The organism is Hydrogenophaga taeniospiralis CCUG 15921 (assembly GCF_001592305.1).
GTDB classification, from domain to species: domain Bacteria; phylum Pseudomonadota; class Gammaproteobacteria; order Burkholderiales; family Burkholderiaceae_C; genus Hydrogenophaga; species Hydrogenophaga taeniospiralis.
On the sequence record NZ_BCWR01000008.1, the window covers coordinates 172,423 to 198,507 of the forward strand.

The window sequence follows — 26,085 nt, forward strand, 5'->3', positions numbered from 1 at the left end:
AAACATATTTGATGTGCCCTTCATCAAATGATCACTTCCTGAGCGCGCCCCATGCCCAAACAACGCATTTCCCTGGCCGATCTGGTCCGCACCTCGGGCGTGCCCAGCGGGGCGGGGCCGCTGTCCTCCGCCATGGGGGGCTTTGACACGCGGGACGTCAGCAGCCAGTCGCACCCGACCGTGGCCGATCTCAGCGAGTGCCTGTTTTTCTCGCCCGGGGACGGTCGCATCTGGCTGCAAGACCAGCGCATGATCCTGCTGCACTCGGAGACCCTGGGCTCGCTGCGCCGCGAGCTCATCGACAGCATCGGGCTGGACAAGGCGCGGGGCCTGCTCACGCGCGCCGGCTACGTGAGCGGCGCGCGCGACGCGCAACTGGTGCGCCAGCAATGGCCCGACGCCGACCCGCCGGCCGCCGCCATCGCGGGCACCCGGCTGCACGCGCTCGAAGGGGTGGTCAAGGTCGAGGTGGTGCACGTGCACTACGACGCCGATTCGGGCGACTACGAAGGCGAGTTCCTCTGGCACAACTCCAGCGAGGACGATGAACACATCGCGGCCTACGGCGTGGGCGGCTCGCCCGCCTGCTGGATGCAGGTGGGCTACGCCACCGGTTACGTGAGCACCCTGTTCGGGCGCCTGGTCGTGTTCCGCGAGGTGAACTGCCGTTCCTCGGGCGACGCGCTGTGCCGGGTCATCGGCAAGTCGGTCGAGCGCTGGGACGACCCGCAGGAAGACCTGCGCTACCTGAACGCGCAGGCCTTCGTGGGCGCCGCATCGCCCGACCACCCGGCCGCCGCGCGCGTGGTCGACCTCGACGCCTACGCGCCCGATCGGCCGGGGCCGGACCCGACGCTCGTGGGCGCTTCCTCGGCCTTCAACGCCGCCTGCCACATGCTGCAGCGCGTGGCGCCCACCACGGCCACGGTGCTGTTCACCGGCGAGTCGGGCGTGGGCAAGGAAATGTTCGCCAGCATGTTGCACCGCATCAGCCCGCGCATCGACAAGCCCTTCGTCGCCCTGAACTGCGCGGCCATTCCCGAAACGCTGATGGAGTCCGAGCTGTTCGGCGTGGAGCGCGGCGCCTACACCGGCGCGGGCCAGTCGCGCCCCGGGCGCTTCGAGCGCGCCAACGGCGGCACGCTGTTCCTCGACGAGATCGGCACCCTGAGCTTCGTCGCGCAGGGCAAACTGCTGCGGGCCCTGCAAGAGGGCGAGATCGAGCGCGTGGGCGGCACGCGCACCATCCCCGTGGACGTGCGGGTGGTGGCGGCCACCAACGTGGACCTGCGCCAGGCGGTGCGCGACGGCAGCTTCCGCGAAGACCTGTTTTTCCGCCTCAACGTGTTCCCGATCCACCTGCCGCCCCTGCGCGACCGGCGCAACGACATCCCGCTGCTGATGAGTCATTTCCTGGCGCACTACCAGAAGAAGCACCAGCGCAACGTGCCCGGCTTCAGCCAGGCGGCCGTGAAGGCCATGTTCAATTACACGTTCCCGGGCAACATCCGCGAGCTGCAGAACCTGGTCGAGCGTGGCGTGATCCTGGTGACCGACGGTGAGCCCATCGAAGTGCACCACCTGTTCAGCAGCGGCGAGCCGCTGACGCAGGAGGTGCTGTCGCTGGAGATGCATGGCGACAGCGCCGCCACCTTGAGCCGGGCGCCGCTGCCCGGCGCGTTCGGCCTCCCGGCCCAGCCGGTGGCGGCCGACCCTGCGGCCCGGCCGCTGGAGCAGGCCGAAGTGACCCTGCTGCGCCAGGCGATCCGGCGCAGCGGGGGCAACCTGGCCGCGGCGGCCCGCCAGCTCGGCATCAGCCGGGCCACCGTGGCCTACCGGATCAAGAAATACTGCCTGGACACCAGCCGTCCATAGCGCCGCTCAGGCGCTCAGGCGATCAGGCCCCGGCCAGGGCCGCCTTGTTGGCCTCCAGCCAGGCCGCGAAAGGCTGGGGGTCGGTGCCGGTGAGCGCCTTGAAGTCGCCACTCAGCTCGGCCACCCGGCCGGCGGCGGTGTTGGTGTCGAACGAGGCGAACACGCGGGCCAGGGGCTCGGGCAGACCCGCGCCGACCATGCCCTGCACCAGGCCTTCCAGCGGCACCGGCACCACCTGGAGCGGCTTGCCCAGCGCAGCGCTGACCAGGGACGCGATCTCGGCGGTGGTGAAGGCCTGCGCGCCGCTCAGGGTGAGGGTGCGCTTGCCGCCGGCATCGCTGGCCAGGGCGGTCGCCGCCGCGCGGGCCAGATCGTCGCGCGCGATGTAGGCGACGCGGCCGTCCTCAGCGGCGCTGTACCACTGGCCCGACGCGAGCGCCGAGGGCAGGGACATGAAGAGGTTTTCAAAGTACCAGTGGTTGCGCAGCACCGTCCAGCCCGGCAGGGTGCTGGCGGCCAGGGCCTTTTCCGTGCCCGCGTGGTCGGGGGCGATCAGCAGCGGCGAGCCTTCGGGCAGGGGCATGGAGGTGTAGACCAGGTGCTGCACACCGGCGGCCTGCGCGGCGGCCACGGCGTTCTGGTGTTGCTCCAGGCGGCGGCCCGGGCGGTCCAGCGCATCCGTGCTGATGAGCAGCAGGCGCTTCGCACCTTCAAAGGCGCTGCGCAGCGAGGCCGCGTCGTCGAAGTCGGCGCTGCGCACCGTGACGCCCAGGGCCGCCCAGGCGGCCAGGCTCTCGGGCTTGCGGCTGGTGGCGATGATCTGCGCGGCCGGCACCTTCAGGGTGTGGACCAGGTGCTGCAGCACGCGCTGGCCGAATTGGCCGGAAGCGCCGGTCACGAGCAGGGGATACGACGAGGTCAAGGGCATGAGAGAACTCCGGAAAAAAATGACAAACCACCTGAAAGTGGTGAAAATCGGGCTTCTGGTACCAAATCGGTAGTCAGTTCCGAAATGGTAGTTATGTCCGGTGTGGGCCTCAAGTAGGGAGCCCGCCGTAACCTGGTTACTGGCCAGTAACGAAAGGCTTTCAAGATGGGGCTTCACAAGCCAAAGGCACCGCTGTCAGAGCTGTGCCCGATCCGCGATGTGCTCGATAGGTTGGGGGACCGCTGGACCGTGCTGGTGCTGCACGAGCTCGCGCTGGGCACCTTGCGGTTTGGCGAGCTGCGCAAGCGCATCGAAGACATTTCCCCGCGCATGCTGTCGCAGACCCTGCGGCAGCTGGAAGAGGACGGCCTGGTGGGCCGGGAGGTGTTCGCGAGCGTGCCGCCCCGGGTGGACTACACCCTGACCGGGCTGGGTGAGTCGTTTTTCCAGAGCATCCAGACCATGCTGCAGTGGGCGGTGCAGAACCAGGAAGCGGTGCACGCCGCGCGGCGCGCCTACGTGGCGCCCAAGGCCATCGCGGCCAAATAGGTGGGGTTCAACCCCGCGAGGGGGCCATGAGCGCAGGGCTCAGGGCGTGGTCGCCAGCGCCTGCGGCTCGGGCAGTTGCACTTTGTCGTCGGTGCTGAACTGGTAGTCCTTGAACACGTGTTCCGCGCTGAGCAGTTGGTAGCTGCCGTCCGCATGGCGCACCGTGGTGTCTTTCAGGCGCCAGGTCAGCTGGCCGCAGGTCCAGATGTCGAAGTTGCGCATGTGGGTGCACAGGCAGGTCTTGTCCATCACCGAAATGCGGCGCACGCCCGGGTGGGCCGCCACTTCGCGGTTGTAGGACGTAACGTAGGCGCATTTGCCGTTGGCGTCGAGCAGGTAGCCGTAGGCCTCGCAGTTCGGGCGGATGCCGTCGCCAATGCCGGGGCTGCTCTTGATCATGCGCATCGGGTAGCCGGTGGGCGAGATCTCGTTGACCTCGATGTCTTCCTCGTTGGCCTTGAAGTATTCCTGCTTGATGTCGTCGGGCAGGCCGCACTCTTGGGTGACGGTGAAGCGCGTGGCCACCTGCACGCCCGAGGCGCCCATTTCCATGAAGCGCACGGCGTCGCTGCCGGTGAAGATGCCGCCGGCCGGAATGACCGGAATGTCCAGCTGCTCGGCCTTCAGCCAGGCCAGGATCTCGGCCACGATGGTGGCCAGGTCGTACTGTGCCCAGTCCATGCCGAAACCCAGGTGGCCACCGGCCAGCGGGCCTTCCACCACCACGTAGTCGGGCAGGCGGTTCAGGCGGCTGTTCTTCTTCAGGAACAGCTGCAGCGCGCGCAGCGAGGACACGATGATGCCGAGCTTGGCGTGGCGGAAGCGCGGGTGGTCTTCGATCAGGGCGAACGAGCCCAGGTGCAGGCCGGCGGCCAGCGTGATGCCGTCGATGCCGGCGTCCAGCGCCGAGGCCATGCGCACCCGCAGGGTTTCCTTGGGGCCGTTCATCGTCAGCTTTTCCATGCAGTTGATGAACACCATGCCCGGGCCCTGCTTGCGGGCCATGGTGCGTTCCACGTGCATGCGCGTGGCTTCGGCCAGGTCGCCCAGGTCGAACTTGACGGCCGACTTGTCTTCCGAATTGACGTTGTACTGGTACATCGCCTGTTTGGCCTTGACGTACTTGGTCTTGTAGCGGCGGTCCGTGACCGTCTTGACCATGGCGTCGGAGATGTGGCCCACGCCACCCAGGCGGGCAGCCTGCAGCGCCAGGTCGGAGGACGAGATATCCACGCCCATGCCGCCAATCACGATGGGCACCAGTTCCTGTTGGCCCATCTGCAGGCGGAAGTCGTCCAGACGTTTCATATTCGGTTTCTCGATTTCTCGGTTTCAGCCCGGTTTTGGCCGGCCCAACGATCGTTTGTTGAACCCGGGATTATGAACCGGCGCACCCATGTCGAGGGGGCAAGGCCCCATGGGCGGATCCGTTGAACGGCCGCGTCCCATGTGGAAGTTCACGCATGGTGGCGTGATAGAGGTGACAAAATGCAAGCAAATCAGAGGGGCAAACCATGTCAGGACAGCTTGGGCCACCCCGCCAGGGGTTGCAGCATCGGACGTTGGAGGGAGGTGAGGGCGTGCGCCGCTCCGCCACACTCACGCCCGCCGCGGAGCCGCCTCTGTGAGGCCGGGCCGCTGGCTGGTGCAACTGCCGGGCCGCTGGCTCGCGCCCCTGCTGCTGGCCTCGTTTGCGGTGCTGGCCGCCTTGCTGAACTACGGCCTGCAGTGGCGTGCGATGGACGAGCGGATCACGGCGCAGGAGTCCGTCCGGTTGCGCGAACGCCTGGGCCTGGAGCAGACCCTGGCGGAACTGCAGACCAGCCGTGACACCGGCGTGCTGGTGCGGCGCCTGGTGGGCAGCCTGGGCCCGTACAGCGGCCTGGAGCGGGCCTGGCTGGTCCAGGGCGATGGCCTGGTGCTGGCGTCGATGAGCCATGCCGATGTCGGGCGCCCGCTGCAGGAGGTGCTGGGCGCCGAGGCCGGGCTGTTCGAGCCCTGGGGCGAGCCGTCGGGCTCCAGCCGGCCGAACGAGGTCCGGGTCACCCGCCCGTCCGGCTCGCAGCGCGTGCTGGGGACCGCGCCGATCCAGTCCGACCGGCAGTTGTTGACCGTGGTGAATCTGGGCCCCGCGCTGGCCGTGCGCGAGGCCGAGCTGCGCAACGAGGTGCTGCGCGAGGCGCTGCTGCTGCTCGCGCTCTCGGCTCTGCTGGCCTGGGTGTTGCACCACGTCTGGTTCCTGCGCGCGCAGCGGCTGGTGCACACCCTGAGCGACATCGGCCGGGGCCAGCTGGAGGCACGCAGCGGCTTGCAGGGCCGCGACGAGCTCGCGCGCATCGGCCAGGAAGTCGACCTCATGGCGCAGCGGCTGCAGACCGATCAGGCCGAGATCCGGCGCCTGAACGCGGTGGTGAACCGCTCACCGGTGGTGGTCATCGAGTGGCGCGATGCACCGGGCTGCCCCGTGGACTACGTGAACGACGCGGTGTCCCAGTGGGGCTATGGCAAGGCCGACTGGCTCGATGCCTCATGGCGCTTCGACGACCTGATCCACCCCGAAGACAGGGGCCGCGTGCTGGCGGAGTCCACGCGCCACCGCGAACACGGCCCGGACGAGTTCCAGCAGGAATACCGGCTGCACTGTGCCGACGGCGGCTGGGCCTGGGTCAGCGACCGCACCTCCCTGCGACGCGACGCGGCGGGCCGGGTGGTGGGCTCCAGCGGCATCCTGATGGACATCACGCCTCAGAAAACGGCCCAGGTGGCCGCGATCGAACAGGCCGAACTGCTGCGCCTGTTTTACGAACTGCCCTTCATCGGCATGGCGATCTCTTCGCCCACCAGCCGGCGCTGGTTGCAGGTGAACGACCGGCTGTGCGAGATCCTGGGCTACGGGCGGGACGAACTGCTGAGCAAGACCTGGGCGGAGATGACGCCCGAGCCGGACCTGCAGATCAACATGGGGCACTTCAACGAGATGCTCGCGGGCCGTTGCGAGAGCTACCAGCTGGGCAAACGCTTCCTGCGCAAGGACGGGCAGTTCGTGCACACCGAGATCCACGTGCGCGCAGTGCGCCACGCCAACGGCGCGCTCAAGCACCTGTTCACCACCATCCAGGACGTGAGTGAGCGCGTGCGGGCCGAGGCGGCGCTGCAGGCGTCCAAGGCCGAGCTGGAGCGGCGCGTGGCCGAGCGCACCGAGCAGCTCAGCGAGGCCAACCGCGAACTCGAAGCCTTTTCCTATTCGGTCTCGCACGACCTCAAGGCACCGTTGCGTGGCATCGACGGCTACAGCCAGCTGCTGGAGGAGGAGTACGCCAACCGGCTCGGCGACGAAGGCCGCCAGTTCATCGGCCGCATCCGCCGCGGCGTGCAGCAGATGGGTGACCTGATCGCCGATCTGCTCAATTACTCGCGCATGGAACGCCGTGCCATGGAGCTGCAGCCGGTGGACCTGGGGCAGCTGATGGACGAGGTGATCGAAAGCCATGCCGCCGACATCGACAGCAGCGGCTGCGCACTGCGCCGCACACTCGAACCCATGACCCTGGTGCTGGACCGGGAGGGCATGGCGGTGGTGTTGCGGAACCTGGTGGGCAATGCCGTGAAGTTCAGCCGCGCCAGCACGTCTCCCAGCGTGGAGATCGGCTCCCGCAGTGAGGCGGGCAGGCGTATCCTGTGGGTACGCGACAACGGAGTGGGTTTTGACATGAAGTACCACGACCGCATCTTTGGCATCTTCCAGCGGCTGCACCGGGCCGAGGACTACCCTGGCACCGGCGTGGGGCTGGCGCTGGTGGCCAAGGCGGTGCAGCGCATGGGCGGCCGTGTCTGGGCCGAGAGTTCCCTGGGTGCCGGGGCCACGTTCTATCTGGAGTTTCCTGCATGAGTCAAGCCTTCAACATGCCGCCGATCCTGCTGGTGGAAGACAACCCCATGGACCTGGACCTCACGCTGCGGGCCTTCGCCAAGCGCAAGTTCTCCAACAGCATTCAGGTGGCGCGCGATGGCGAAGAGGCGCTGGCCTTCCTGCCGCGCTGGGCGGCCGGCGAGACCATGCCGGCGGTGATCCTGCTGGACATCAACCTGCCCAAGGTGAACGGTCTGGACGTGCTACGGCAGATCAAGTCGCACGAGCAGTTCCGCCGCATCCCGGTGGTGATGCTGACCTCGTCGCGCGAACACAGCGACCTCAAGGCCGCCTACGACCTGGGCGTGAACTCCTATATTGAAAAGCCGGTGAGCTTCAGCAAGTTCATCGAGGTGGCCGGCCAGATCGAGCTCTACTGGTGTGTGCTCAACGAGCGGCCCGTCTGAATTTCCAGTGCAACAAGGACAAGAACCATGCTGAAAATCCTGATTCCAGTGGATGGATCGGAACTCTCTTTGATGGCCGTGCGCTACGCGATGCGGCTCACGGGCTGGGGGCTCAAGGCGCGTTTCGTGGTGGCCAATGTGCAGCCCACGGCCAATCTCTACGAGCTGGTGGTGGCGCACGATCCGGCGGTGTTGCAGACGGTGGCGGAGGAAGCCGGCCACGATCTCATCGCCCCGGCGGTGCAGTTGCTGCAGGCCGCCGGTCTGCAGGTGGAGCAGGACGTGGCGATCGGCGACCCGGCGCACATGTTGGTGGACATGGTGGAGCGCAACGGCTGCGGCGCGATCATCATGAGCGCGCGCGGCAGCAGTGGTCTGAGCGGGGCGGTGCTGGGCTCGGTGTCGCAGGAACTGGTGCACCTCTCGCCTGTGCCGGTCACGGTGGTCAAGCCGTTGGCCGACTGATTTCCCTGGGCTCCCTTCTGGGGGCTCTTCTGTGTGGGTCCTGCTCTGTGGGGGGCGCGCATGCTGGGCGGCCGACTGCGCTCATGTCCCCCGGGCCGTTCCGGCCCTCCTCCTTTACTTCGCTTCGTCAGCCACCCAGCATGTGCGACTGGCCTGCGGGTGGGCGCTCGACGCGGGGACAGTGCGTTTCTTGTTTCCTGGGCGGACTCCCGACGCAGGCGTGCCTGCACGTCCGTGGCTTGGCGGGGCGGGGTGTTCTGCACAGCGAAGTCAAGGAGGAGGGCCGGAACGGCCCGGGGGACATGAGCGGCGCAGAGCGCCCCGGTCCGCCAAGCCTGCGAGGCAGTCCGACTTCTGTAAATTACGTTTAGAGAAACGTATTTACTGATGTGAAATTATCGGCTACAGTCCAACCCTGACAACGCCGCCGCCATTTCGCACGCGGGGCGACAACGAAGGAGCAGACAACGGATGGCCACCTACACCTACCCCACCTTTCCGTACACCGGCCCGGCCGACCTCATGCAAGGTGCGTCGCAGCGCAAACCGCTGGTCGTCATCGGCGCCGGCCCGGTCGGTCTCGCCGCCGCCATCGACGCCCGCCTGCAGGGGCTGGACGTGCTGCTGTTCGACGAAGAAGACAGCGTCTCCTTCGGCTCGCGCGCCGTCTGCTACGCCAAGCGCGCGCTCGAAATCCTCGACCGCCTCGGCGTTGGCGACCCCATCGTCGACAAGGGCGTGAGCTGGAACGTGGGCCGCACCTTCCTGCGCGAAGAAGAGGTCTACCGCTTCAACCTCGTGCCCGACGCCGGCCACAAGCGCCCCGGCATGATCAACCTGCAGCAGTACCACCTGGAAGAAGCGCTGGTGCGGCGCGCCGAAGCGCTGGGCGTGGATCTGCGCTGGAAATACAAGGTGGTGGGCGTTCAGCCGCTGGGAGATGACGGCAACAGCGGTGCCCGCGTGAGCATCGAAACGCCCGACGGCAACTTCGAGATCGACGCCGACTGGCTGATCGTGGCCGACGGCGCGCGCTCCAACGTGCGGCGCCAGCTCGGCCTGGACATCGAAGGCCATGTGTTCAAGGACCGCTTCCTGATCGCCGACGTGATCATGAAGGCCGACTTTCCGGCCGAGCGCTGGTTCTGGTTCGACCCGCCGTTCCACCCCAACCAGAGCGTGCTGCTGCACAAGCAGAGCGACAACGTCTGGCGCATCGACTTCCAGCTCGGCTGGGACGCCGACCCGGAAGAAGAGAAGAAGCCCGAGAAGATCATCCCGCGCGTGAAGGCCATGTTGGGCGACGACCGCGAGTTCGAGCTGGAATGGGCCAGCATCTACACCTTCCAGTGCCGGCGCATGAAGAACTTCCGCCACGGTCGCCTGCTGTTCGTGGGCGACGCGGCGCACCAGGTGTCGCCCTTCGGCGCACGCGGCGCCAACTCCGGTTTCCAGGACACCGACGACCTGCTCTGGAAGCTGGCGCTGGTCATGAAGGGCCTGGCGCCCGAGGCCCTGCTCGACACCTACGACGCCGACCGCACCTACGCGGCCGACGAGAACATCCGCAACTCCACCCGCTCCACCGACTTCATCACGCCCAAGAGTGCGGTCAGCAAGCTGTTCCGCAACGCGGCGCTGGAACTGGCGCGCACGCAGCCGTTCGCCCGCAAGCTGGTGAACTCCGGACGCCTGTCGGTGCCGGCCTTCCTGGTGAACTCGGCGCTGAACACGCCCGACGTGGACGCCTTCGAAGGCAACATGGTCCCCGGCGCACCGCTGGACGACGCGCCGGTGCGCGTGGCCGGGCAGGACGCCTGGCTGCTTGACCAGCTGGGCAACCGCTTCCAGCTGCTGGCCTTTGCCGACAGCGTGGAGCAGCTTGACCCCGTGGTGCGTGCACAGGCCGCGGCGCTGGCGGGCGGAGCGATTCCCGTGGAGGTGGTGCTGGTCACCGCCCACGCGGGTGAATCGGCCGGGCTCAAGACGCTGCACGACCGCGACGGCCTGATGGCCCAGCGCATGGATGCGCGCCCCGGCACCTGCTACCTGCTGCGCCCCGACCAGCACGTGGCCGCGCGCTGGCGCCGGTTTGACGTCGCCGCCGTGCGCGCCGCGCTGGCGCGGGCCACCGCCCAGACCGCGGCCGAAACCGTGCCTGCCTGAAACAGAACCAAGGAGACCGAGATGCCCCTGCAACTCCAGCCCAACCTCGCCGAACCCGGCCAGCGCTATTTCCGTGACTTCACGCCCGGCGACGATTTCTACGAGGCCCTGATCGAGACCCACCGCGACCTCAGCGACGAACAGAGCCAACTGCTCAACGCCAAGCTGATCCTGCTGCTGGCCAACCAGGTGGGCGACATCACCGTCCTGAAAGACGCCCTGCGAATCGCCCGCGAAGGCGTCTGAACCCATTCACCCGAAGGAGAACACCATGCCCAACATCCGCAAGATCCACCACGTCGCCTACCGCTGCAAGGACGCCAAGACCACCGTCGAGTGGTACCAGAAGCACCTGGACATGAAATTCGTGCTCGCCATCGCCGAAGACCAGGTGCCCTCCACCCACGCGCCCGACCCCTACATGCATTTGTTCATGGACGCGGGCGGCGGCAACATCCTGGCTTTCTTCGAGCTGCCCAACGCGCCCGAAATGGGCCGCGACCCGAACACGCCCGACTGGGTGCAGCACATCGCGCTGGAAGTGGACAGCGTTGAAGAACTCGAAACCACCAAGGCCCGGCTTGAAGCCGCCGGCATCCCCGTGGTGGGCCTGACCGACCACACCATCTTCAAGTCGATCTACTTCTTCGACCCCAACGGTCACCGCCTGGAGCTGGCCGCCAACACCGCCACGCCCGAGATGATGAAGAAGCTCGATGACGTGAAGTGGGACATGCTCAATGAATGGGACAAGACCAAGCGCGCGCCCAAACACGCCGCCTGGATGCACGAGAAAGAGTTCACGGCGGTTTGACCCGCGGGTAACCGATTCACGCTCTGCCGTCCATCGGAAAGTAGGGGGTAAAAGGGCTCAAGTTCTCCCGGCACTGGTCGAAACCCTTGAGAACAGCGGCCGTGTTTTTTCGGATCGCTGACTCAGTGGAGAAGGGATCTGCCATGTTGAGCATCAACTCCGGTCCAGCCGTCGCCTGGCCCACCGCTGCGCCGGTGACGGTCGCACCGGTCAACGCCGTCACCGCCATCACACCCGCGCAGCGCTCATCGGGCGATGGCAACGCGGGCCTGGACTCGGGCCGCCGGGGCCAGACGCCGAACGGCGGCGCACCTGCCGCCGCCGTGGCCGATGCGCCCGAAGCGGCCCCCTTGCTGCCACGCGAACGCACCGACGGCGGGCGTGAGCAGGCATCGACCGACACCGCCGAGGCCGCGGCCAGGGCCGAACTGCGCCAGAAGGCGCTGGAAAAGGCCGAGGGACAGGCCGAGGAAAAGGCGGCGGAGCTGAAACTGCAGGACGTGCTGGCCAATGTCTGGAAAGCCAGCGCGGCGGTGGTGGACGCGGTGCTGGGCCGCAACGCGGCCGGCGCCACGCCGGCACAGGGTGACGATACCGCCCAGCCCGCAAGCGATACCCCCCGGGTGGAGGCCAGGCCCTTGCCGCGTGGCGACACGCGACCGGCCGGCGGTGCCACCGATGCGTTGGCCGATCCGCGCGATGCGCAGGACGTGGTGGCCTACGACGAGCGCGGCGCCAGCAGCCTGGCCCCGCTGGAGTCGGGCAGCCTGGTCAACCAGCGGGTCTGAGACCACCACGGCGGTTCACAGCGCCGGAGCGCCACCCGCAACGCATGAAACGGTCCAGCCCAGGGTACCGCCGGGCCGGCTTTGCCGGACGGCCAGTGCCGCCTCCTTGAGGGGGGCGCGCACAGCGCGGCGGGGGGGTCTGTCAGATGCGGTGGCGCACGCCGCCCGGGCTGCTCGCCAGGCGGGCCAGCAGGGCGTCGGCGATCTGCGTCAGCGGCAGGATCTCGTGGGCCGCGCCGTACTGGATGGCCATGCGGGGCATGCCGAACACCACGCAGCTGGTTTCGTCCTGCACGTAGTTGTAGCTGCCGGCGTCCTTCATCTCGCGCATGGCCTGCGCGCCGTCGGCGCCCATGCCGGTGAGCATGATGCCCAGCGCGTTCGGGCCCAGCACCCGCGCGGCCGACTTGAACAGCACCTCCACCGAGGGCCGGTGCCGGTTCACCGGTTCGGTGTCTTCGACCACGGCCACGTAGTTGGAACCGCTGCGGTCGATGCGCAGGTGGTGGCCGCCGGGGGCGATGTAGGCGTGGCCGGGCAGGATGCGCTGGCCGTCGCTGGCTTCCTGCACCTGGATGCGGCACAAGGTGTTGAGCCGGTTGGCGAAGCTGGTGGTGAAGCCCGGCGGCATGTGCTGGGTGATGACGATGGCCGGCGAGTCGGCCGGCATGCGGGTCAGCACCTCGCGGATGGCCTCGGTGCCCCCGGTGGAGGCGCCAATGCAGATCACCTTTTCGGTGGACAGGCGCGGCAACGGGGCGCGGGGGGTGTCGGCCACTCCGCCGCCGGGGGTCGGGCGGGCGTCGGCAGCGGCCGGCGGGCTGGCCAGGCGGTGTACCTGGGCGCTGGCGGCCACGCGGATCTTGTCCACGATGTCGCCGGCCAGTTCGTTCAGGCCGCTGCTCACGCCGATGCGCGGTTTCGCCACGAAGTCCACCGCGCCCATTTCGAGCGCGCGCAGGGTGGTTTCGGCGCCCTGCTCGGTCAGGGTCGAGACCATCACCACCGGCATGGGGCGCAGGCGCATCAGGCGCGAGAGGAACTCCAGGCCGTCCATGCGCGGCATTTCCACGTCGAGCGTGATCACGTCGGGGTTGAGCTCGCGGATCATCTCGCGCGCCACCAGCGGGTCGCTGGCCGCGCCGATGCAGCGCATGTCGGGTTGCCGGTTGATGATTTCGGTGAGCAGACTGCGCACCAGCGCGGAGTCGTCCACCACCACCACTTTGATCTGGGCCATTGTTGTGTACTCTTAAAACAGGTCGATCGAGCCACCGGATGTCGCCTTGGCCACCACGGCGGCGCTGCCCTTGCGTTCCTGGGTTTCGAGGGTGTCGGGGTGCGAGTGCGCGAGCCGCTTGACCATGGCCTTGCCGCTGGCGGGGAAGTAGCAGACCTTGCGCGGATGGATGTCGAGCACGTCCTTGGAGACGATGGCGATGCGTTCGGTCTGCAGGTAGTCCAGCACGAAGCGGGTGTTGCGCTCGCCCACGTTCAGGCTGGTGAAGTTGTGCATCACCTGGCCGCCGCCGAAGACCTTGGCCTGCATGCTCTCGCGCCGGGCACCGAGTTTCATCATCTCGTTGATCAGCAGTTCCATCGCGTAGGAGCCGTAGCGGCCCGAGGTGTCGGCGCCACCCTCGGGCAGCATGAAATGGTTCATGCCGCCCACGCGCACCTGGGGGTCCCAGATGCAGGCGGCGATGCACGAGCCCAGCACCGTCATGATCAGCATGTCGTCGGCGGTCACGAAATATTCGCCCGGCAGCACCTTCACCGCGTCGTGCCCGAAATGCGGGTCGTGAAAGAAGAACGAGGCCTCGCCCGGCTTGCGTGGCTGCGCCTTGAGCGCGTCCAGCGACGGGCTTCGGGAGATGCTGCTCACACGGCTGACCAGACCCGCGTTGGGCGGGGCCAGTGCGGTGCGCGCGCCGCGGGCCAGCGGCAGGGCGGACTCAGACGCGCTCATAGACCGTCTTTCCCCGCAACTCGAAGAGCTTGCGGGCATCGCTGAAATTCTCGGCGTGGCCCACGAACAGCATGCCGCCCGGCTTCATCACGCGGTGGATGCGTTCGAGCACGCGGCGCTGCGTTTCCGCGTCGAAATAGATCATCACGTTGCGGCAGAACACGATGTCGAAGGGCTCGTTGAACGGCAGCTCCTCGATCAGGTTCACGCTCAGGAATTCCATGTGCTTCTGCAGCTCGGGCTTGACGCGCATCAGGCCCGCGTTGCTGCCCTTGCCGCGCATGAAGAAGCGCTGCAGGCGCTCGGGGCTCAGGCCCTTGACGCCGTCGCTCTTGTAGACCCCTTGCGCGGCGGTGGCCAGCACCTTGGTGTCGATGTCGCTGTTGACCAGGTGGAACGAGCCGCTCGACCCCAGGGCTTCGGTGGCCGTCATGGCGATGGAGTAGGGCTCCTCGCCGGTGGAGGCCGCCGAACACCAGATGCGCCAGTCGTGCGTGCGCCGCGCGCGCATCAGCTCGTCCAGGATGGTGAAGTGGTGCTGCTCGCGGAAGAAGGCGGTGAGGTTGGTGGTCAGCGCGTTGATGAACTCCTGCCACTCGGCGCCGTCGTGCTGCTCCAGCCAGTCCAGGTAGGCCCTGAAGCTGGTGTGGCCGGTGTCGCGCAGGCGGCGCGAGACGCGGCTGTACACCATGGCGTGTTTGCCGTCGTGCAGGCTGATGCCGGCGCGCTTGTAGATCAGGGCCTTGATGCGCGTGAAGTCGCCGTCGGTCCAGACGAACTCGCGCCCCTGGGCCAGCGGGCCTTCTTCTTGAGTGGCCGGCAGCGCAACGGGGGCACGGCGGGGGAGAGTCGTCTGCTGCAGCATGGGGAGTCCTGACCGGTGGGTGGGCGTGGCCTGGGGCCGGTGGTACGGGTTCAGTGGCGTGAGCGCCTCACCAGGCCGGAGGTGTCGAGGATCAGCGCGACCTTGCCGTCGCCCAGGATGGTGGCGCCCGAAATGTTGGGCACCTTGCGGTAGTTGGACTCCAGGTTCTTGATCACCACCTGTTGTTGGCCGAGCAGCTCGTCCACCATGAGCGCCACGCGCGCGCCCTCGGCCTCCACCACGACCATGATCGGGCTGACCGCGTTGTGTTCGAAACGCGGCACCTGGAACACCCGCTCCAGTTCGATCACCGGCATGTATTCGTCGCGCACCTTCACCAGCTGCGCGCCCTGGGCCACGGTGTTGATGTCGCTGGGCTTGATCTGGAACGACTCGATCACCGACGACAGCGGCAGGATGTAGACCTCGTCGCTCACGCGCACGGTCATGCCGTCCATGATGGCCAGCGTGAGCGGCAGGCGCACCTTCACGCTCATGCCGTAGCCTTCGGCGGAGTCGATCTCCACCGTGCCGCCGAGCGAGGCGATGTTCTTCTTGACCACGTCCATGCCCACGCCACGGCCCGACACGTCGGTGACGACCTCGGCGGTGGAGAAGCCCGGCGCGAGGATCAGGCCCCAGACCTCGGCGTCGCTCAGCGAATCGGGCGCGTCCATGCCCTTTTCGCGCGCCTTCTGGAGCAGCTTCTGGCGCGAGAGGCCTTTGCCGTCGTCGCGCACCTCGATCAGGATCGAGCCGCCCTGGTGCGAGGCCGAGAGCGTGATGGTGCCGTGTTCGGTCTTGCCCTTGGCCAGCCGCTCCTCGGGGGGTTCGATGCCGTGGTCGCAGCTGTTGCGGATCAGATGGGTCAGCGGGTCGGTGATCTTCTCGATCAGGCCCTTGTCGAGCTCGGTCGCTTCACCGTGGGTGATCAGCTCGACCTTGCGGCCCAGCTTGCCCGCCAGGTCACGCAGCATGCGCGGGAAGCGGTTGAACACCACCGACATCGGGATCATGCGGATCGACATCACCGCTTCCTGCAGGTCGCGGGTGTTGCGGTCCAGGTCGGCCAGACCCGAGAGCAGCGGCTGGTTGGCGCTGCTGTCGAGCTCGCGGCTCTTCTGCGCCAGCATGGCCTGTGTGATGACGAGTTCGCCCACCAGGTTGATGAGCTGGTCCACCTTGCTCACCGAGACACGCAGCGTGCTCGATTCGAGCTGGGCCGTGCTCGGGGCGCGGGCGTCGACCTTGGGAGCGGCCACCTTGGCGGCGGCGGTGCTTGCCGCCGGTGTGGGGCTGGCGTCCGTCGGCTGGGGCGGCGCCTCTGGCGGCGAGCCCGGGGAGCCTTCGAAGAAGCCGAAGGCCGTGCCTTCACCGCCGGTGACCGGCACCTGCCCCTGGGCCGCCAGGATCGCGGCCGTATCAACGATCTGGATCTGCTCCTTGCTCACATGGAAGGTGAAGAGGTCAAGCAGGTCGGTGTCGCTGGCCGTGGTGAGCGCGCGGAAGATGCGCCGGTCTTTCTGGTCGCAGGGCAGGGGGCTGATCTCGCCCAGGCCCGGGATGTCGCGGAACAGCTCGGCGATGCAGTCGGCGTCGCTCGGGTTCTCCAGCGGGCCGATGTGGATCTCCAGCTCGCGCATGGCCGGGGCGGCCTTGCGCGCCGCCGGGGCGGGGGCAGGCGCGACCTCGATCGGGGCGGCGACCGGAGCGGGTGCGGGCGCCACCGCGGCGGGCGGGGCCACCGGCTCGTCCTCGTCCTCGCTCTGCGCCAGCACGGCGATGCGGGCCACCAGCGCGTCGGTCGGCGGGGAATCGGTGCTGCGGCCCTGGTGGCGCGCCAGCAGCAGGCGCAGCGCGTCGGACGACTCGAGCAGCACGTCCACCATCGCCGTGTTCGGCTTGAGTTCGTGGCGGCGCAGCTTGTCCAGCAGCGACTCCATCTGGTGCGTGAGCTCGGCCACGTCGGTGAAGCCGAACGTGGCGCCGCCGCCCTTGATGGAGTGGGCGCAGCGGAAGATCGCGTTGAGCTCCTCGTCGTCGGCCTGCTCCACGTCCAGCTGCAGCAGCATCTGCTCCATCTGGTCCAGGTTTTCGCCGGCCTCTTCAAAAAAGATCTGGTAGAACTGGCTCAGATCGATGTTGTCACCGAGATGTTGGCCGTCGTTCATCATTTCACCCATGGGGGACTCCTTGCCTGTGTGGCGTGTGTGCTCGTCAGGCGACTGTTCAGCGGATGACTTTCTGGATGACCTCGATCAGGCGGCCCGGGTCGAACGGCTTGACCAGCCATCCCGTGGCGCCAGCGCTGCGCCCGGCCTGCTTCATCAGATCGCTCGACTCCGTGGTCAGGATCAGGATGGGGGTGTTCTTGAACTTGGGGTTCTCGCGCAACCGGCGCGTGAGCCCCAGGCCGTCCAGACGCGGCATGTTCTGGTCGGTCAGCACCAGGTCGATGGCGTGGGCGTGGGCTTTCTCCAGCGCGTCCTGTCCGTCCACCGCCTCCACCACGTGAAAACCAGCGCCAGTCAGGGTGAACGACACCATTTTTCGCATGGAGGCCGAGTCGTCTACGGCAAGAATCGATTGCATGGAGTACTCCGTGTTTCGAACAGATATCGACAGAAAGAGGGTGGGCTTGAACAGCGCATCGTCAGAACAATTCGATGGAACCCGCGTCCATCTCGCTTTGGGTCACCGGGCTGGGGCGCTCGGGCACCGGGTCCAGGCAGATCGGCAGCTCGCCTTCTTCCGGTTCCATGGTCTCGTCGGCCAGCTTCCAGGCACAGCCTTGAAGAATCTTGCCGGTGTGCACCAGCAGCTGGGTCGCCATGTCGTGGAACTGCAGTTCGGTCACGGCCTGGTGCAGGCTGTGGCGGATGCGGCTCAGGTCTTCGTCGTCGTGGCGCGCGAGGTGGGCCAGCGCATGGTTGGCGGAGCCGAAACGCTCCAGCAGATTGCCCGTGGCGTGGTCCAGCAGGCCTTCGAGGCGCTGCAGATCGGTCATGGCCATGAGCAGGGCGTCCTGCACGTCGGCCACCAGACTCACGGGCAGCGAGACGGACGGCTGGGGCTGTGGCATCGTCGGTTGGTCCATGGTGTGGGCTAGGTGTGGCCTGGCGGTTGGAGGGCGGGCATTACAATTTTCCCGACCTGTGACCCTCTGTATCGGCAGATTACGGGCCGAATTCAGCACCATTTCCCGGCGTTGCCCACGCGTCCTTGCAGGGTGCGCCCTACCAGGCGTCCAATCCGTCACACCATGAACGCAGCGCCCACCCCCAGCGACCGACCCCCGGTCCGCATCCTGCATCTGGAAGACTCGCGGGTGGACCACGCGCTGGTCAAGTTCGCCCTGCAGCGCAGCCAGATGCCCTGCGAGCTCACCCTGGTGGACACGCTCGACGACTTCCGCCGGGAACTGGGCAGCGGGCAGTACGACATCGTGCTGGCCGACTACCACCTGCCCGGTTTCACTGGCCTGGACGCCTGGGAGGTGGCCGCGCAGACCCACAGCGAGCTTCCGTTCGTGATCCTCTCCGGTGCCATCGGCGAGACCGCCGCGGTCGATGCCATGCACCGCGGCGTGAGCGACTACCTGCTCAAGGACAGCATGCACCGGCTGTCGCACGTGATCGAGCGCGCCCTGGAAGTGAGCGAGACCCGCCGCGCCAAGGCCCGTGCCGACGCCGAGCTGTCCGACTCGCGGCACCGGCTGGCCGAGCTCGCCGAACACCTGCAGACCAGCATCGAACAGGAGCGAGCCGACATCGCCCGCGAAATCCACGACGACATCGGCGGCGCCCTGGCCGCCGTGAAGCTCGACCTGGCCTGGGTCGGGCGCCGCGTGGCCGACGAAGAAATCCGCGCCCACGTGAACAGCGCCCTGGAAATGCTGCAGCACGCGCTGGGCGCGAGCCAGCGCATCATGATGAACCTGCGCCCGCCCATCCTCGACCAGGGGCTGGTGGCGGCGGTGCAGTGGCTGGCGTCCAGCTTCGAGCGGCGCACCGGCCACCGCGTGCTGGTGCGCCGCTCGTCCGAATTCATCGACGTGCCGCGCGAGGTGCAACTGGTGGCCTACCGCACGGCGCAGGAAGCCCTGACCAACGTCGGCAAGCACGCGCAGGCCAGCGTGGTCGAGATCGACCTGAACGACCGCGAAGGGGTGCTGACCCTGGAAGTGAAAGACAACGGCCAGGGCATGGGCCCCGAAGCGCTGCGCAAGGCCAAGTCGTTTGGCCTGCTCGGGCTCAAGGAGCGCGCCGAAAAGGTGGACGGCTGGCTCGACGTCAGCTCTTCACCCCGGGGCACCTCGGTCATTCTGTCGGTGCCGCTGCGCGCATCGGCGAACCCCGACAATGCAGACGCTGGCAAGGAGGAACGAGACCATGATCAAGGTGATTTTGTGTGACGACCACGCGATGGTGCGCCGCGGCATCCGCGACACCATCGCCGAGGCGGTGGACATCCAGGTGGTGGGCGAAGCCGGCAGCTACCCCGAGCTGCGTGAACTGCTGCGCAAGACCCCGTGCGACGTGCTGGTGCTCGATCTGAACATGCCCGGGCGCGGTGGGCTGGAAGTGCTGGCCGCCCTGCGCGAAGAGGGCTCACCGGTCAAGACCCTCGTGGTCTCCATGTACCCGGAAGACCAGTACGCCATCCGCTGCCTGCGCGCCGGCGCGCGTGGTTACCTGAACAAGGCGGGCGAGCCGGCCGAACTGGTGAACGCCGTGCGCACCGTGCAGCAGGGTCGCAAATACGTCACGGCCGACGTGGCGCAGATGCTGGTGGACAACCTCAGCGCGCCCGAAAGCGAAGAGCTGCACGCCAGCCTGTCCGAGCGCGAACTGCAGACCCTGCAGAAGATCGCCACCGGCAAGAAACTCTCCGAGATCGCCGAAGAACTCATGCTCAGCCCCAAGACCGTGAGCGTGTACCGCGCGCGCGTGCTGGAAAAACTGCACATGAGCAACAACGCGGAACTGACGGTCTACGCGATCCGCAACAGCCTGGTTTGAGGGTGGCGGTTCCGGCTGACGGTCTGCACCATCCGCAATAACCTCGCGCAGCCGCCTTCCCTGGCCGCTCCGGCATACTGGCCCGATGGTGCCATCCCACTCGATCTGGAGCCCCCTGCGACAACCCGCCTTTCGGGGGCTCTGGGTGTGTGGCGGGGTCTTTTTCATTGGCGCGGGCATGCAGACCATGGCCGCGGCCTGGCTCATGGTGGAGCTCACCGGCTCGTCCTTCCTGGCCGCGCTGGTGCAGACGGCCGTGTTCCTGCCCATGTTCCTGCTGGCGCTGCCCGCCGGCGTGCTGGCCGACACCACCGACCGGCGCCGCCTGATCTCGGGCGCGCTGATCGCGCAGGTGGGTGCCTGCGCCCTGCTGGCCGCGCTGGTGCTGGCCGGCTGGGGCGGGCCGGCCTCGGTGCTGTTCCTGGTGTTCGTCTGCGGCTGCTGCACGGCCGTGCTCACGCCGGCCTGGAACTCCTCGGTGATCGACCCGGTGCCGCGCGACGAGTGGCCGCAGGCCATCACCGCCATCGGCATCGCCTACAACGCGGCGCGCGCCATCGGCCCCACGCTGGCCGGCCTGCTGTTCGCGCGGTTGGGCGCGGGCTGGGTGTTCGTGGTCACGGTGTTCACCACGCTGGTGATGTGGGAGTCGATCCGCCGCTGGCCGCCGCGAGCGCACCCGCCGTCGAGCCTGCCGGCCGAGCGGCTGTGGGGCGGCACCCTGAGCGGCCTGCGGTTCGCCTGGCACTCGCGCATGATCCTGGCGCAGCTGGTGCGCGTGATGGCCTTCAGCGCCGCCGGCTCGGCGCTGTGGGCGCTGCTGCCGGTGATCGCGCAGCGCCAGCTCGGCACCGGCGCCGAAGGCTTCGGCCTGCTCATGGGCTGCCTGGGCACCGGCGCGGTGGCCTCGGGCCTGGTGATCGGGCGCGTGCGGGCCCGCTTCGGGCTCGACGGCATCGTGGCCGTCAGTTGCGCGGCGTTTGCCGCCGTCATGCTGGTGGCGGCCTGGGTGCGCGTGCCGCTGCTGGTGTACGCCGCCATGGCCGTGGGCGGCGCGGCCTGGATGGCCACCATGTCCACCTTCAACACCGCCACCCAGGCCAGCGCGCCGCCCTGGGTGCGCTCGCGCGCGGTGGCGCTGCACATCGTCTCCGCGCTGGGCGCGTTTGCCATCGGCTCGGCGTTCTGGGGCGCGGTGTCCGACATCGCCGGCCTGACCGCCGCGCTCTCAGCGGCCGGTGTGCTCATGGCCGCGGGCCTGCTGCTGGCGCGCCCGTTTCCGCTGCGCGTGGGCGAGGCGCACGACGTGACCCAGGGCACGCCCTGGGACGAACTGTTCGTGGAAGCCGAGCCCAGCCCCGAGGCCGGCCCGGTGGCGGTGGAGGTGGGCTACCGCATCCGCCCCGGTGAAGACAAGGCCTTCCTCGACACCATCGCCCGCATGAAGGCCCCGCGCCGGCGCGACGGCGCCACCTTCTGGCGCATCTACAAAGACCTGGGCGAACCCTCGCGCTATGTGGAGCGCTTCATCGTCGCCTCGTGGGCCGACTACCTGCACCAGCGCGCCCGCGCCACCCTGGCCGACGGCGCGATCGAAGCCGAGGTGCGCGCCTTCCTGGCGCCGGGCGAGGCCGCGCGCATGTCGCACTACATTGCCGAGCGCTGAAGCGCCGAACCCCTGGAGCCTTGATGAACGCACTTGAACTGAAGATACCGCCCGTGGCCCTGGCGCTGCTGGTGGGCGCGGCCATGTGGGGCGTGGCGGTGTGGGTGCCCGGGCAGGCCGGGCCGCTGCCCCGCCTGCCGGCGGTGGCGCTGCTGCTCGTGCTGGCCGGCGCGCTCGTGGCCGTGCTCGGGGTGGCGTCGTTCCGGCGGGCGAAGACCACCGTCAACCCGACCACGCCCGGGGCCGCGTCCGCGCTGGTGGACAGCGGCATCTACCGCTACAGCCGCAACCCCATGTACCTGGGCCTGCTGCTCGTGCTGTCCGGGTGGGGCCTGTGGCTGGCCCACGCGCTGGCGCTGCTCGGGCTGCCGGCCTTCGTGGTGTACATGAACCGCTTCCAGATCGCCCCGGAAGAGCGGGCACTTACTGCGGTGTTTGGCGACGCGTTCACCGCCTACCGGCAGAAGGTGCGGCGGTGGATATGAAGCCAGGGTTTCCCCTGCCGCTGTTGCGTGGGCTGTGGGCGGCGTGGCTGCTGGGCGCGTTGCTGTTGCTTGCCGCCTGCGGCAAAGACGACCCGCAGGCCCGGCTGGAGGCGGCGGTACAGCAGCTGCAAGACAACCTGGAGGCGCGCGACAGCGGCGCCGTGCTCGACCAGCTGGACAAACGCTTCCGCGCCCAGGACGAGTTCGACGCGCAATGGGCGCGCAAGACCATGCTGCTGCTGTTCCACCGCTACGCCCAGGTCAAGGTGGTTTCGCTCGGAAGCCAGACCCGCGTCGACCCCGGCTCACCGCTCACCGGCCACACCGAAGCCCAGCTGCTGATCACCGGCGCGCAAGGCCTGATCCCCGAGCGGGTCACGCCCTACACCGTGCGGCTGGAGTGGCGGCGCGACGGGGACGACTGGAAGCTGTATGACTTGAAGTGGGAGTGAGGCTGGGGGAGTTGGCTGATTGGGTGTGCTGTGCCCAGTGCCTGCTGAGGCACTGGATTACCGCACTAGCGAACTGCCTACTTAATGACCAGTTGTTCCTCATCATTCCCCAGTGGCCTGAACCTCTTACAGGCCTCTAGCGGCTTTTCGCGCTTCAAGTTTTCCTGGCAAAACCTGACGTACGCTGCGGCTGTCTCGGCGCGGTCTTCTCTTCGTTGATTTTCGGCGCGTTGGTGCTGCGCTTGCCTATGGGCATTCTCTGCGATCGGGTAGCCGGGAAGGACGACAAAGTAGATCAATGCGACTACCCACTTCAAAAGATACGCCTTGTGGGTTCGAGACTCGCTGCGTGCAAGCCATACCAGAACAACCATCGCTCCCGCACCATAAAGTGCGAGCGTGATGACCAGCCCCATGAGATCGAAGTACACAGGCCCAGCTGCGTACGCGATGGAGGGCGCGAATAGGAAGAGGGATAGTCTTGAGTTACGTGTCATGCGTGCCTGCAAAGAATTGGACTTGCGCGAAGTGCTTCGAATGCCGCTTCTGGCCGACACTGGTCAGCCGCGACGGCTCCATGTCGACCCATTCCGGAGTTTTTCGGGTACAAGCCGAAAAAACCGAATACACGGCAGCCTTCGGGTGATGCGACTTGCCTTTGAGGCTCGTATGGGTTGCGGTGGGCTTCGGCCCATTAGGTCCCCTACGGCTTAGCCTTGGAATAGTTGGCAGGCACACGCTCCAGGTACTTCTTCAAGACCCAGCCAGTGCGGTACTCCTCGTGCAGCCAGTGGTAGTACTCGACCTCTACCCACTTACCGTCTTTGTCAATGGCTCGCACCACTTCGTTGGGCATGAGCATCCCCTCCACGGCAGATCCGTACTTGGGTTTTGAGCGAACAGTGACGGTGCGATCACGCACGACAAAACGCTCTTCCTGGGCTTTGGCAGCCTGTTCCAAAGCTTGCTCAACCAAGCGATTGAGGCTTTCAAGCTGACGCCGTTGCTTGGCGGCCTCCTCGTCGTTCTTGGCCTGTTGCGCTGCCCCTGCAGCGTCTTGATAGTAGAAAATTTGGATCGTCATCCAAATGCCGATGAAGGCTAGCAGCAAGCTAACCAGGGCTACGGCGTCAGCCTGCTTGCGGCTTAAAAGCCCCTTCTCAGGTGCCTCTGTGGGCTCGTGCAAAGAACCATTGGGCTCAATACCCAAATAGGCCAGTTGCTCTTCCAAGCCCTCTTGACCCAAGAGCGTTGCCAATGCGGCAGCTGAGCCCCAGTCGATGGTGGGAAGGGCCACCTTACCGATCTGATCTTGGAGCCCCTTGAGTGAACCCACAAGATTCAGCAGCTCAGGGGACACCCTCCACTGTTTGTTGATCTGCTCGAAGTCTTTGAGGTGCTGACTGATGGCACTACCAAGCTTCAAGCCTTCAAAAGCACTGCGGGTTTGAGCCTGAGTCTCCTCCATCTGCTGGGCCCACATCTTGGCGACTGAGCCAACACCCGAGAGGCCAGAGAGCACGTCCTTGAACTGATCTCGAATCGTCGTGGCACCCATGGCTGTGACTTTGAAGAGCTGCGTGGTGCCGTCATCGAGCATGAAGCTCTTACGAATGTCCGCCAAGGGTTCGAGCATCTTGCGGACATGTGCTTGCTGCGCACTTTGGGATTCCTGCCAGGCCTTGATGGCCTGAGTTGCGGGCAACGTAGTCGCCATGAGCTCCTTGTACTGCTGACCGATCAGGGATGTGGCCGAGCGAACGTGCTCCACGTCTTTGGAGATTTGCGACCAGGCGGAACCTACTTGCGTGAGCTCCTTAAATTGCCGCGCCGCACTCACGCTCTGAGCCAGAGCATCGCGCCACGACGCACGCTCCTGCTCCATCCTCGTCACTTCACGTGCGAGGGTGCTGCCAGCTGTTGCCGCTTGAAGTAGTTCTAGATTGGTCCTCACAGTCAGTGCCCTTCTAGTCGTCTACTTGATGGCCCAAACTGAATCGTAGGCGTACTCGGCTAGCCTGGTAGTGCGCTGCTCAATGTCGGTGTCCGCCCAAGCCGAGGCAGCCGCAATCTCTGGCTCCAAGGCGTAGCCATGCTGCGTGAGCAAGGCCTTTTTATGAGCAAAGGGCTTATCCCCCAAGACCTCACCATTGAACTTCACGGGCACTACCAGCAGATTACCAATGTTGTGCACAGCAGCCGAGCCACCAGACTGCGACATCAGGTGTTCAATCGATGCGGTTGAGCGGTCTATGTCCACCGCAGGATTCATCTTCTTGTAGATCCACCACAGGGTGTAGCGGAGCACCTCTCGCTGGCGTTGGTTCTGGTACGAGAGCTGTTTGAACTTCGAGATAAACGTATCTCGGGATGGCACCTTGCTGACGATCTTCCTCTTGAAGTCCGTGATGCAGATGCCCAGGGCATTGGAGTTTGCAGCGTTGGCAATTTCGCGGGCGTGCGCGGCGTACATCTGACCAACACCACCTGACGATGGCAGCACACTGATGGTCGTGTACAAGAAGTGGTAACGCTCGACCAGCGAAAAGAGTTCACGCACCTGGCCGTCCTTCAAGCGGTTGGCCTTATACAGGCGCAGCACCGTAAGCAAAAGCGGGTTGGCAATCTGAATGTTCAGGATGTCCGAGATACACAGCAGCGAGTCTTCAATGTCGCGTGTAGCTTTGCTCCACAGCGTCAAGCCGCCAGGCTCGGTGATGCCTCTGTACAAGACGGCATCTGACCGCAGCTCATCGAGAACGTCCTTGACGTTTAAAGCTGTGACTTCATCCTTGATCGCTTTAAAAAGCTGCTTCTCGGTGGTGAAGGGGTACTTGGAGAGCCAGTAGTGGTGCAGGAATGTCTTGATCTGGATGGGGCGATCCGCCTCATCTAGCGTGGACTGAATTTCCATCCAATGGTCCTTCGGACGGTCCAGTGCCTTGCCCTTGGCAGGCAGCAACCGCAAGAAGTGGTTCTTCGCCAGGTCTGCTGCCGTAAGGTCCTTGCCACGGGTGTTCAGCGTCTCGAAGATCAGGTACGCATCGTCCTGATTGTCCAGAGTGATCGAAATGACTTTGAGCGCCAAGAGCTTGTTGCGTGCTTGCTCCAACCACTTCTTGCCAGCAGCCTTCGCCTTGGATGGGTCCGCCTTGGAGATAGCCGCATCCACACCGTCCTTGATAAAGCTCGCCAGGGTTTGGTAGGCCAAACTAATTGCCTTCTCCTCCTCGCCGGCCTCAATGTCGGATTGCTCCTTCTCCAAGCTCTGAATCTTGGCCTGCAGGTATGGGTACGAGGTTTCCGTTTTGAGGACGAACTGGGCTTGGTTGTTGAGGTCCCTCGTTTCAATGAGTCGATGCACACCGTTGCCCAAAGCGTCGTGGCGCAGCTCAATAAACTTGTCCCGAATGGCGCACAGGGCAATGGTGATGGTCGTTAGGCGCTGCTGACCATCGACCAAGCCATAGGAGGAGCTGGAAATGTTGTACGTAACGAAGGCTCCAATGAAGTAGTCCTTCTTGACCTCAGCGGTGCTATCGACCCAAAACTCTTCGACGTTCTCCTTGTCCCATGAAAAGGGCCGCTGAAAACGCGGAATCAGGTAGGTCCCGGACTCCAACACCTGGCGAATGTCACGCTCAACGCACTGAATTTTCATATCGCTCCTCCTGTTCTTCGTCTGAGTTTACGGGTGTTCATGGGCAGCAAGTCTGTACACGCGA

The 26,085-nt window shown here is 66.3% G+C and carries 25 protein-coding genes; 14 read left to right on the top strand and 11 right to left on the bottom strand.

Annotated features, from left to right (window positions below; all coding sequences use genetic code 11):
- Positions 1-51 precede the first annotated feature (51 nt).
- Positions 52-1,875, top strand: coding sequence for a sigma-54-dependent Fis family transcriptional regulator (locus HTA01S_RS12305; protein WP_068171626.1), 1,824 nt, complete (start codon positions 52-54; stop codon positions 1,873-1,875).
- A 22-nt stretch (positions 1,876-1,897) separates the two neighbouring features.
- On the opposite strand, the gene HTA01S_RS12310 is transcribed toward HTA01S_RS12305, so the two are convergent.
- Positions 1,898-2,803 carry an NmrA family NAD(P)-binding protein gene (locus HTA01S_RS12310; protein WP_068171629.1) on the bottom strand — a complete coding sequence of 302 codons (906 nt, stop codon included), beginning with the start codon at positions 2,801-2,803 and terminating at the stop codon, positions 1,898-1,900.
- 165 nt (positions 2,804-2,968) lie between these two features.
- On the opposite strand from HTA01S_RS12310, the gene HTA01S_RS12315 reads away from it, so the two are divergent.
- Positions 2,969-3,352 (top strand): winged helix-turn-helix transcriptional regulator, encoded by a 384-nt coding sequence (locus HTA01S_RS12315; RefSeq protein WP_068171632.1) that lies wholly within the window; start codon positions 2,969-2,971, stop codon positions 3,350-3,352.
- Between the two features lie 39 nt (positions 3,353-3,391).
- Here the strand turns inward: HTA01S_RS12315 and HTA01S_RS12320 are convergent, their stop codons facing one another.
- Complete coding sequence (locus HTA01S_RS12320; RefSeq protein WP_068171635.1) at positions 3,392-4,660, bottom strand: nitronate monooxygenase; 1,269 nt, start codon at positions 4,658-4,660, stop codon at positions 3,392-3,394.
- Positions 4,661-4,976: 316 nt separating this feature from the next.
- Here HTA01S_RS12320 and HTA01S_RS12325 point away from each other — a divergent pair, with 316 nt between their 5' ends.
- From HTA01S_RS12325 to HTA01S_RS12355, 7 genes are all read left to right on the top strand, one after another.
- Positions 4,977-7,241, top strand: a complete 2,265-nt coding sequence (locus HTA01S_RS12325) for a PAS domain S-box protein (RefSeq protein WP_068171638.1) — start codon at positions 4,977-4,979, stop codon at positions 7,239-7,241.
- On the top strand, positions 7,238-7,669 hold the full coding sequence (locus HTA01S_RS12330; protein WP_068171640.1) for a response regulator: 432 nt from the start codon (positions 7,238-7,240) through the stop codon (positions 7,667-7,669). Before HTA01S_RS12325 ends, HTA01S_RS12330 begins: the two co-directional genes overlap by 4 nt.
- A 27-nt stretch (positions 7,670-7,696) precedes the next feature.
- Positions 7,697-8,134: a universal stress protein gene (locus HTA01S_RS12335; protein WP_068171642.1), complete on the top strand. Its 438-nt coding sequence runs from the start codon at positions 7,697-7,699 to the stop codon at positions 8,132-8,134.
- 471 nt (positions 8,135-8,605) lie between these two features.
- On the top strand, positions 8,606-10,300 hold the full coding sequence (locus HTA01S_RS12340; protein WP_068171645.1) for an FAD-dependent oxidoreductase: 1,695 nt from the start codon (positions 8,606-8,608) through the stop codon (positions 10,298-10,300).
- 21 nt (positions 10,301-10,321) lie between these two features.
- Positions 10,322-10,546 (top strand): DUF2783 domain-containing protein, encoded by a 225-nt coding sequence (locus HTA01S_RS12345; protein ID WP_068171650.1) that lies wholly within the window; start codon positions 10,322-10,324, stop codon positions 10,544-10,546.
- 25 nt (positions 10,547-10,571) lie between these two features.
- A complete protein-coding gene (locus HTA01S_RS12350; RefSeq protein WP_068171653.1) occupies positions 10,572-11,114 on the top strand; it encodes a VOC family protein in 543 nt (180 codons plus the stop codon).
- A 143-nt stretch (positions 11,115-11,257) separates the two neighbouring features.
- Positions 11,258-11,902, top strand: coding sequence for a hypothetical protein (locus HTA01S_RS12355; RefSeq protein ID WP_068171656.1), 645 nt, complete (start codon positions 11,258-11,260; stop codon positions 11,900-11,902).
- A gap of 142 nt (positions 11,903-12,044) precedes the next feature.
- Here HTA01S_RS12355 and HTA01S_RS12360 read toward each other — a convergent pair whose 3' ends face one another.
- From HTA01S_RS12360 to HTA01S_RS12385, 6 genes are all read right to left on the bottom strand, one after another.
- Positions 12,045-13,142 (bottom strand): protein-glutamate methylesterase/protein-glutamine glutaminase, encoded by a 1,098-nt coding sequence (locus tag HTA01S_RS12360; RefSeq protein WP_068171659.1) that lies wholly within the window; start codon positions 13,140-13,142, stop codon positions 12,045-12,047.
- Between the two features lie 12 nt (positions 13,143-13,154).
- Positions 13,155-13,871 (bottom strand): chemoreceptor glutamine deamidase CheD, encoded by a 717-nt coding sequence (cheD, locus tag HTA01S_RS12365; protein ID WP_068171663.1) that lies wholly within the window; start codon positions 13,869-13,871, stop codon positions 13,155-13,157.
- The gene (locus HTA01S_RS12370) at positions 13,858-14,736 is read right to left on the bottom strand and encodes a CheR family methyltransferase (protein ID WP_084236059.1); all 879 of its coding nucleotides are present in this window, start codon (positions 14,734-14,736) and stop codon (positions 13,858-13,860) included. The genes cheD and HTA01S_RS12370 overlap by 14 nt, the downstream gene beginning before the upstream one ends.
- A 50-nt stretch (positions 14,737-14,786) precedes the next feature.
- Positions 14,787-16,919 carry a chemotaxis protein CheA gene (locus tag HTA01S_RS12375; protein WP_068171666.1) on the bottom strand — a complete coding sequence of 711 codons (2,133 nt, stop codon included), beginning with the start codon at positions 16,917-16,919 and terminating at the stop codon, positions 14,787-14,789.
- 46 nt (positions 16,920-16,965) lie between these two features.
- Positions 16,966-17,328: a response regulator gene (locus tag HTA01S_RS12380; protein ID WP_068171669.1), complete on the bottom strand. Its 363-nt coding sequence runs from the start codon at positions 17,326-17,328 to the stop codon at positions 16,966-16,968.
- A gap of 61 nt (positions 17,329-17,389) precedes the next feature.
- On the bottom strand, positions 17,390-17,833 hold the full coding sequence (locus HTA01S_RS12385) for a hypothetical protein (protein ID WP_068171671.1): 444 nt from the start codon (positions 17,831-17,833) through the stop codon (positions 17,390-17,392).
- Positions 17,834-17,998: 165 nt separating this feature from the next.
- Between HTA01S_RS12385 and HTA01S_RS12390 the strand changes: the two genes are divergently transcribed.
- The 5 genes from HTA01S_RS12390 to HTA01S_RS12410 all read left to right on the top strand — a co-directional run bounded on the left by HTA01S_RS12390 (position 17,999) and on the right by HTA01S_RS12410 (position 22,360).
- Entirely contained in the window at positions 17,999-19,150 is a 1,152-nt protein-coding gene (locus HTA01S_RS12390) for a hybrid sensor histidine kinase/response regulator (RefSeq protein ID WP_068171675.1), read from the top strand.
- Positions 19,128-19,757 (top strand): response regulator, encoded by a 630-nt coding sequence (locus HTA01S_RS12395; RefSeq protein WP_068171679.1) that lies wholly within the window; start codon positions 19,128-19,130, stop codon positions 19,755-19,757. The genes HTA01S_RS12390 and HTA01S_RS12395 overlap by 23 nt, the downstream gene beginning before the upstream one ends.
- An 85-nt stretch (positions 19,758-19,842) precedes the next feature.
- Entirely contained in the window at positions 19,843-21,423 is a 1,581-nt protein-coding gene (locus HTA01S_RS12400; RefSeq protein WP_068171683.1) for an MFS transporter, read from the top strand.
- Between the two features lie 23 nt (positions 21,424-21,446).
- Positions 21,447-21,908: a methyltransferase family protein gene (locus HTA01S_RS12405; protein ID WP_068171686.1), complete on the top strand. Its 462-nt coding sequence runs from the start codon at positions 21,447-21,449 to the stop codon at positions 21,906-21,908.
- The gene (locus HTA01S_RS12410) at positions 21,905-22,360 is read left to right on the top strand and encodes a hypothetical protein (RefSeq protein ID WP_068171690.1); all 456 of its coding nucleotides are present in this window, start codon (positions 21,905-21,907) and stop codon (positions 22,358-22,360) included. Before HTA01S_RS12405 ends, HTA01S_RS12410 begins: the two co-directional genes overlap by 4 nt.
- Positions 22,361-22,437: 77 nt before the next feature.
- On the opposite strand, the gene HTA01S_RS12415 is transcribed toward HTA01S_RS12410, so the two are convergent.
- The 3 genes from HTA01S_RS12415 to HTA01S_RS12425 all read right to left on the bottom strand — a co-directional run bounded on the left by HTA01S_RS12415 (position 22,438) and on the right by HTA01S_RS12425 (position 26,021).
- Positions 22,438-22,791, bottom strand: coding sequence for a peptidylprolyl isomerase (locus HTA01S_RS12415; RefSeq protein WP_157572077.1), 354 nt, complete (start codon positions 22,789-22,791; stop codon positions 22,438-22,440).
- 272 nt (positions 22,792-23,063) lie between these two features.
- The gene (locus HTA01S_RS12420; RefSeq protein WP_068171698.1) at positions 23,064-24,245 is read right to left on the bottom strand and encodes an SH3 domain-containing protein; all 1,182 of its coding nucleotides are present in this window, start codon (positions 24,243-24,245) and stop codon (positions 23,064-23,066) included.
- 90 nt (positions 24,246-24,335) lie between these two features.
- Complete coding sequence (locus HTA01S_RS12425) at positions 24,336-26,021, bottom strand: DUF262 domain-containing protein (protein ID WP_068171700.1); 1,686 nt, start codon at positions 26,019-26,021, stop codon at positions 24,336-24,338.
- Positions 26,022-26,085 lie beyond the last annotated feature (64 nt).

What these genes read in the sequence shown, in the direction of transcription:
- HTA01S_RS12305 (WP_068171626.1), top strand. Translation starts at nt 52, where the DNA reads ATGCCCAAACAACGCATTTCCCTGGCCGATCTGGTCCGCACCTCGGGC.
- HTA01S_RS12310 (WP_068171629.1), bottom strand. Translation starts at nt 2,803, where the DNA reads ATGCCCTTGACCTCGTCGTATCCCCTGCTCGTGACCGGCGCTTCCGGC.
- HTA01S_RS12315 (WP_068171632.1), top strand. Translation starts at nt 2,969, where the DNA reads ATGGGGCTTCACAAGCCAAAGGCACCGCTGTCAGAGCTGTGCCCGATC.
- HTA01S_RS12320 (WP_068171635.1), bottom strand. Translation starts at nt 4,660, where the DNA reads ATGAAACGTCTGGACGACTTCCGCCTGCAGATGGGCCAACAGGAACTG.
- HTA01S_RS12330 (WP_068171640.1), top strand. Translation starts at nt 7,238, where the DNA reads ATGAGTCAAGCCTTCAACATGCCGCCGATCCTGCTGGTGGAAGACAAC.
- HTA01S_RS12335 (WP_068171642.1), top strand. Translation starts at nt 7,697, where the DNA reads ATGCTGAAAATCCTGATTCCAGTGGATGGATCGGAACTCTCTTTGATG.
- HTA01S_RS12340 (WP_068171645.1), top strand. Translation starts at nt 8,606, where the DNA reads ATGGCCACCTACACCTACCCCACCTTTCCGTACACCGGCCCGGCCGAC.
- HTA01S_RS12345 (WP_068171650.1), top strand. Translation starts at nt 10,322, where the DNA reads ATGCCCCTGCAACTCCAGCCCAACCTCGCCGAACCCGGCCAGCGCTAT.
- HTA01S_RS12350 (WP_068171653.1), top strand. Translation starts at nt 10,572, where the DNA reads ATGCCCAACATCCGCAAGATCCACCACGTCGCCTACCGCTGCAAGGAC.
- HTA01S_RS12355 (WP_068171656.1), top strand. Translation starts at nt 11,258, where the DNA reads ATGTTGAGCATCAACTCCGGTCCAGCCGTCGCCTGGCCCACCGCTGCG.
- HTA01S_RS12360 (WP_068171659.1), bottom strand. Translation starts at nt 13,142, where the DNA reads ATGGCCCAGATCAAAGTGGTGGTGGTGGACGACTCCGCGCTGGTGCGC.
- cheD (WP_068171663.1), bottom strand. Translation starts at nt 13,871, where the DNA reads ATGAGCGCGTCTGAGTCCGCCCTGCCGCTGGCCCGCGGCGCGCGCACC.
- HTA01S_RS12370 (WP_084236059.1), bottom strand. Translation starts at nt 14,736, where the DNA reads ATGCTGCAGCAGACGACTCTCCCCCGCCGTGCCCCCGTTGCGCTGCCG.
- HTA01S_RS12375 (WP_068171666.1), bottom strand. Translation starts at nt 16,919, where the DNA reads ATGGGTGAAATGATGAACGACGGCCAACATCTCGGTGACAACATCGAT.
- HTA01S_RS12380 (WP_068171669.1), bottom strand. Translation starts at nt 17,328, where the DNA reads ATGCAATCGATTCTTGCCGTAGACGACTCGGCCTCCATGCGAAAAATG.
- HTA01S_RS12385 (WP_068171671.1), bottom strand. Translation starts at nt 17,833, where the DNA reads ATGGACCAACCGACGATGCCACAGCCCCAGCCGTCCGTCTCGCTGCCC.
- HTA01S_RS12390 (WP_068171675.1), top strand. Translation starts at nt 17,999, where the DNA reads ATGAACGCAGCGCCCACCCCCAGCGACCGACCCCCGGTCCGCATCCTG.
- HTA01S_RS12395 (WP_068171679.1), top strand. Translation starts at nt 19,128, where the DNA reads ATGATCAAGGTGATTTTGTGTGACGACCACGCGATGGTGCGCCGCGGC.
- HTA01S_RS12400 (WP_068171683.1), top strand. Translation starts at nt 19,843, where the DNA reads ATGGTGCCATCCCACTCGATCTGGAGCCCCCTGCGACAACCCGCCTTT.
- HTA01S_RS12405 (WP_068171686.1), top strand. Translation starts at nt 21,447, where the DNA reads ATGAACGCACTTGAACTGAAGATACCGCCCGTGGCCCTGGCGCTGCTG.
- HTA01S_RS12410 (WP_068171690.1), top strand. Translation starts at nt 21,905, where the DNA reads ATGAAGCCAGGGTTTCCCCTGCCGCTGTTGCGTGGGCTGTGGGCGGCG.
- HTA01S_RS12420 (WP_068171698.1), bottom strand. Translation starts at nt 24,245, where the DNA reads ATGGAGCAGGAGCGTGCGTCGTGGCGCGATGCTCTGGCTCAGAGCGTG.
- HTA01S_RS12425 (WP_068171700.1), bottom strand. Translation starts at nt 26,021, where the DNA reads ATGAAAATTCAGTGCGTTGAGCGTGACATTCGCCAGGTGTTGGAGTCC.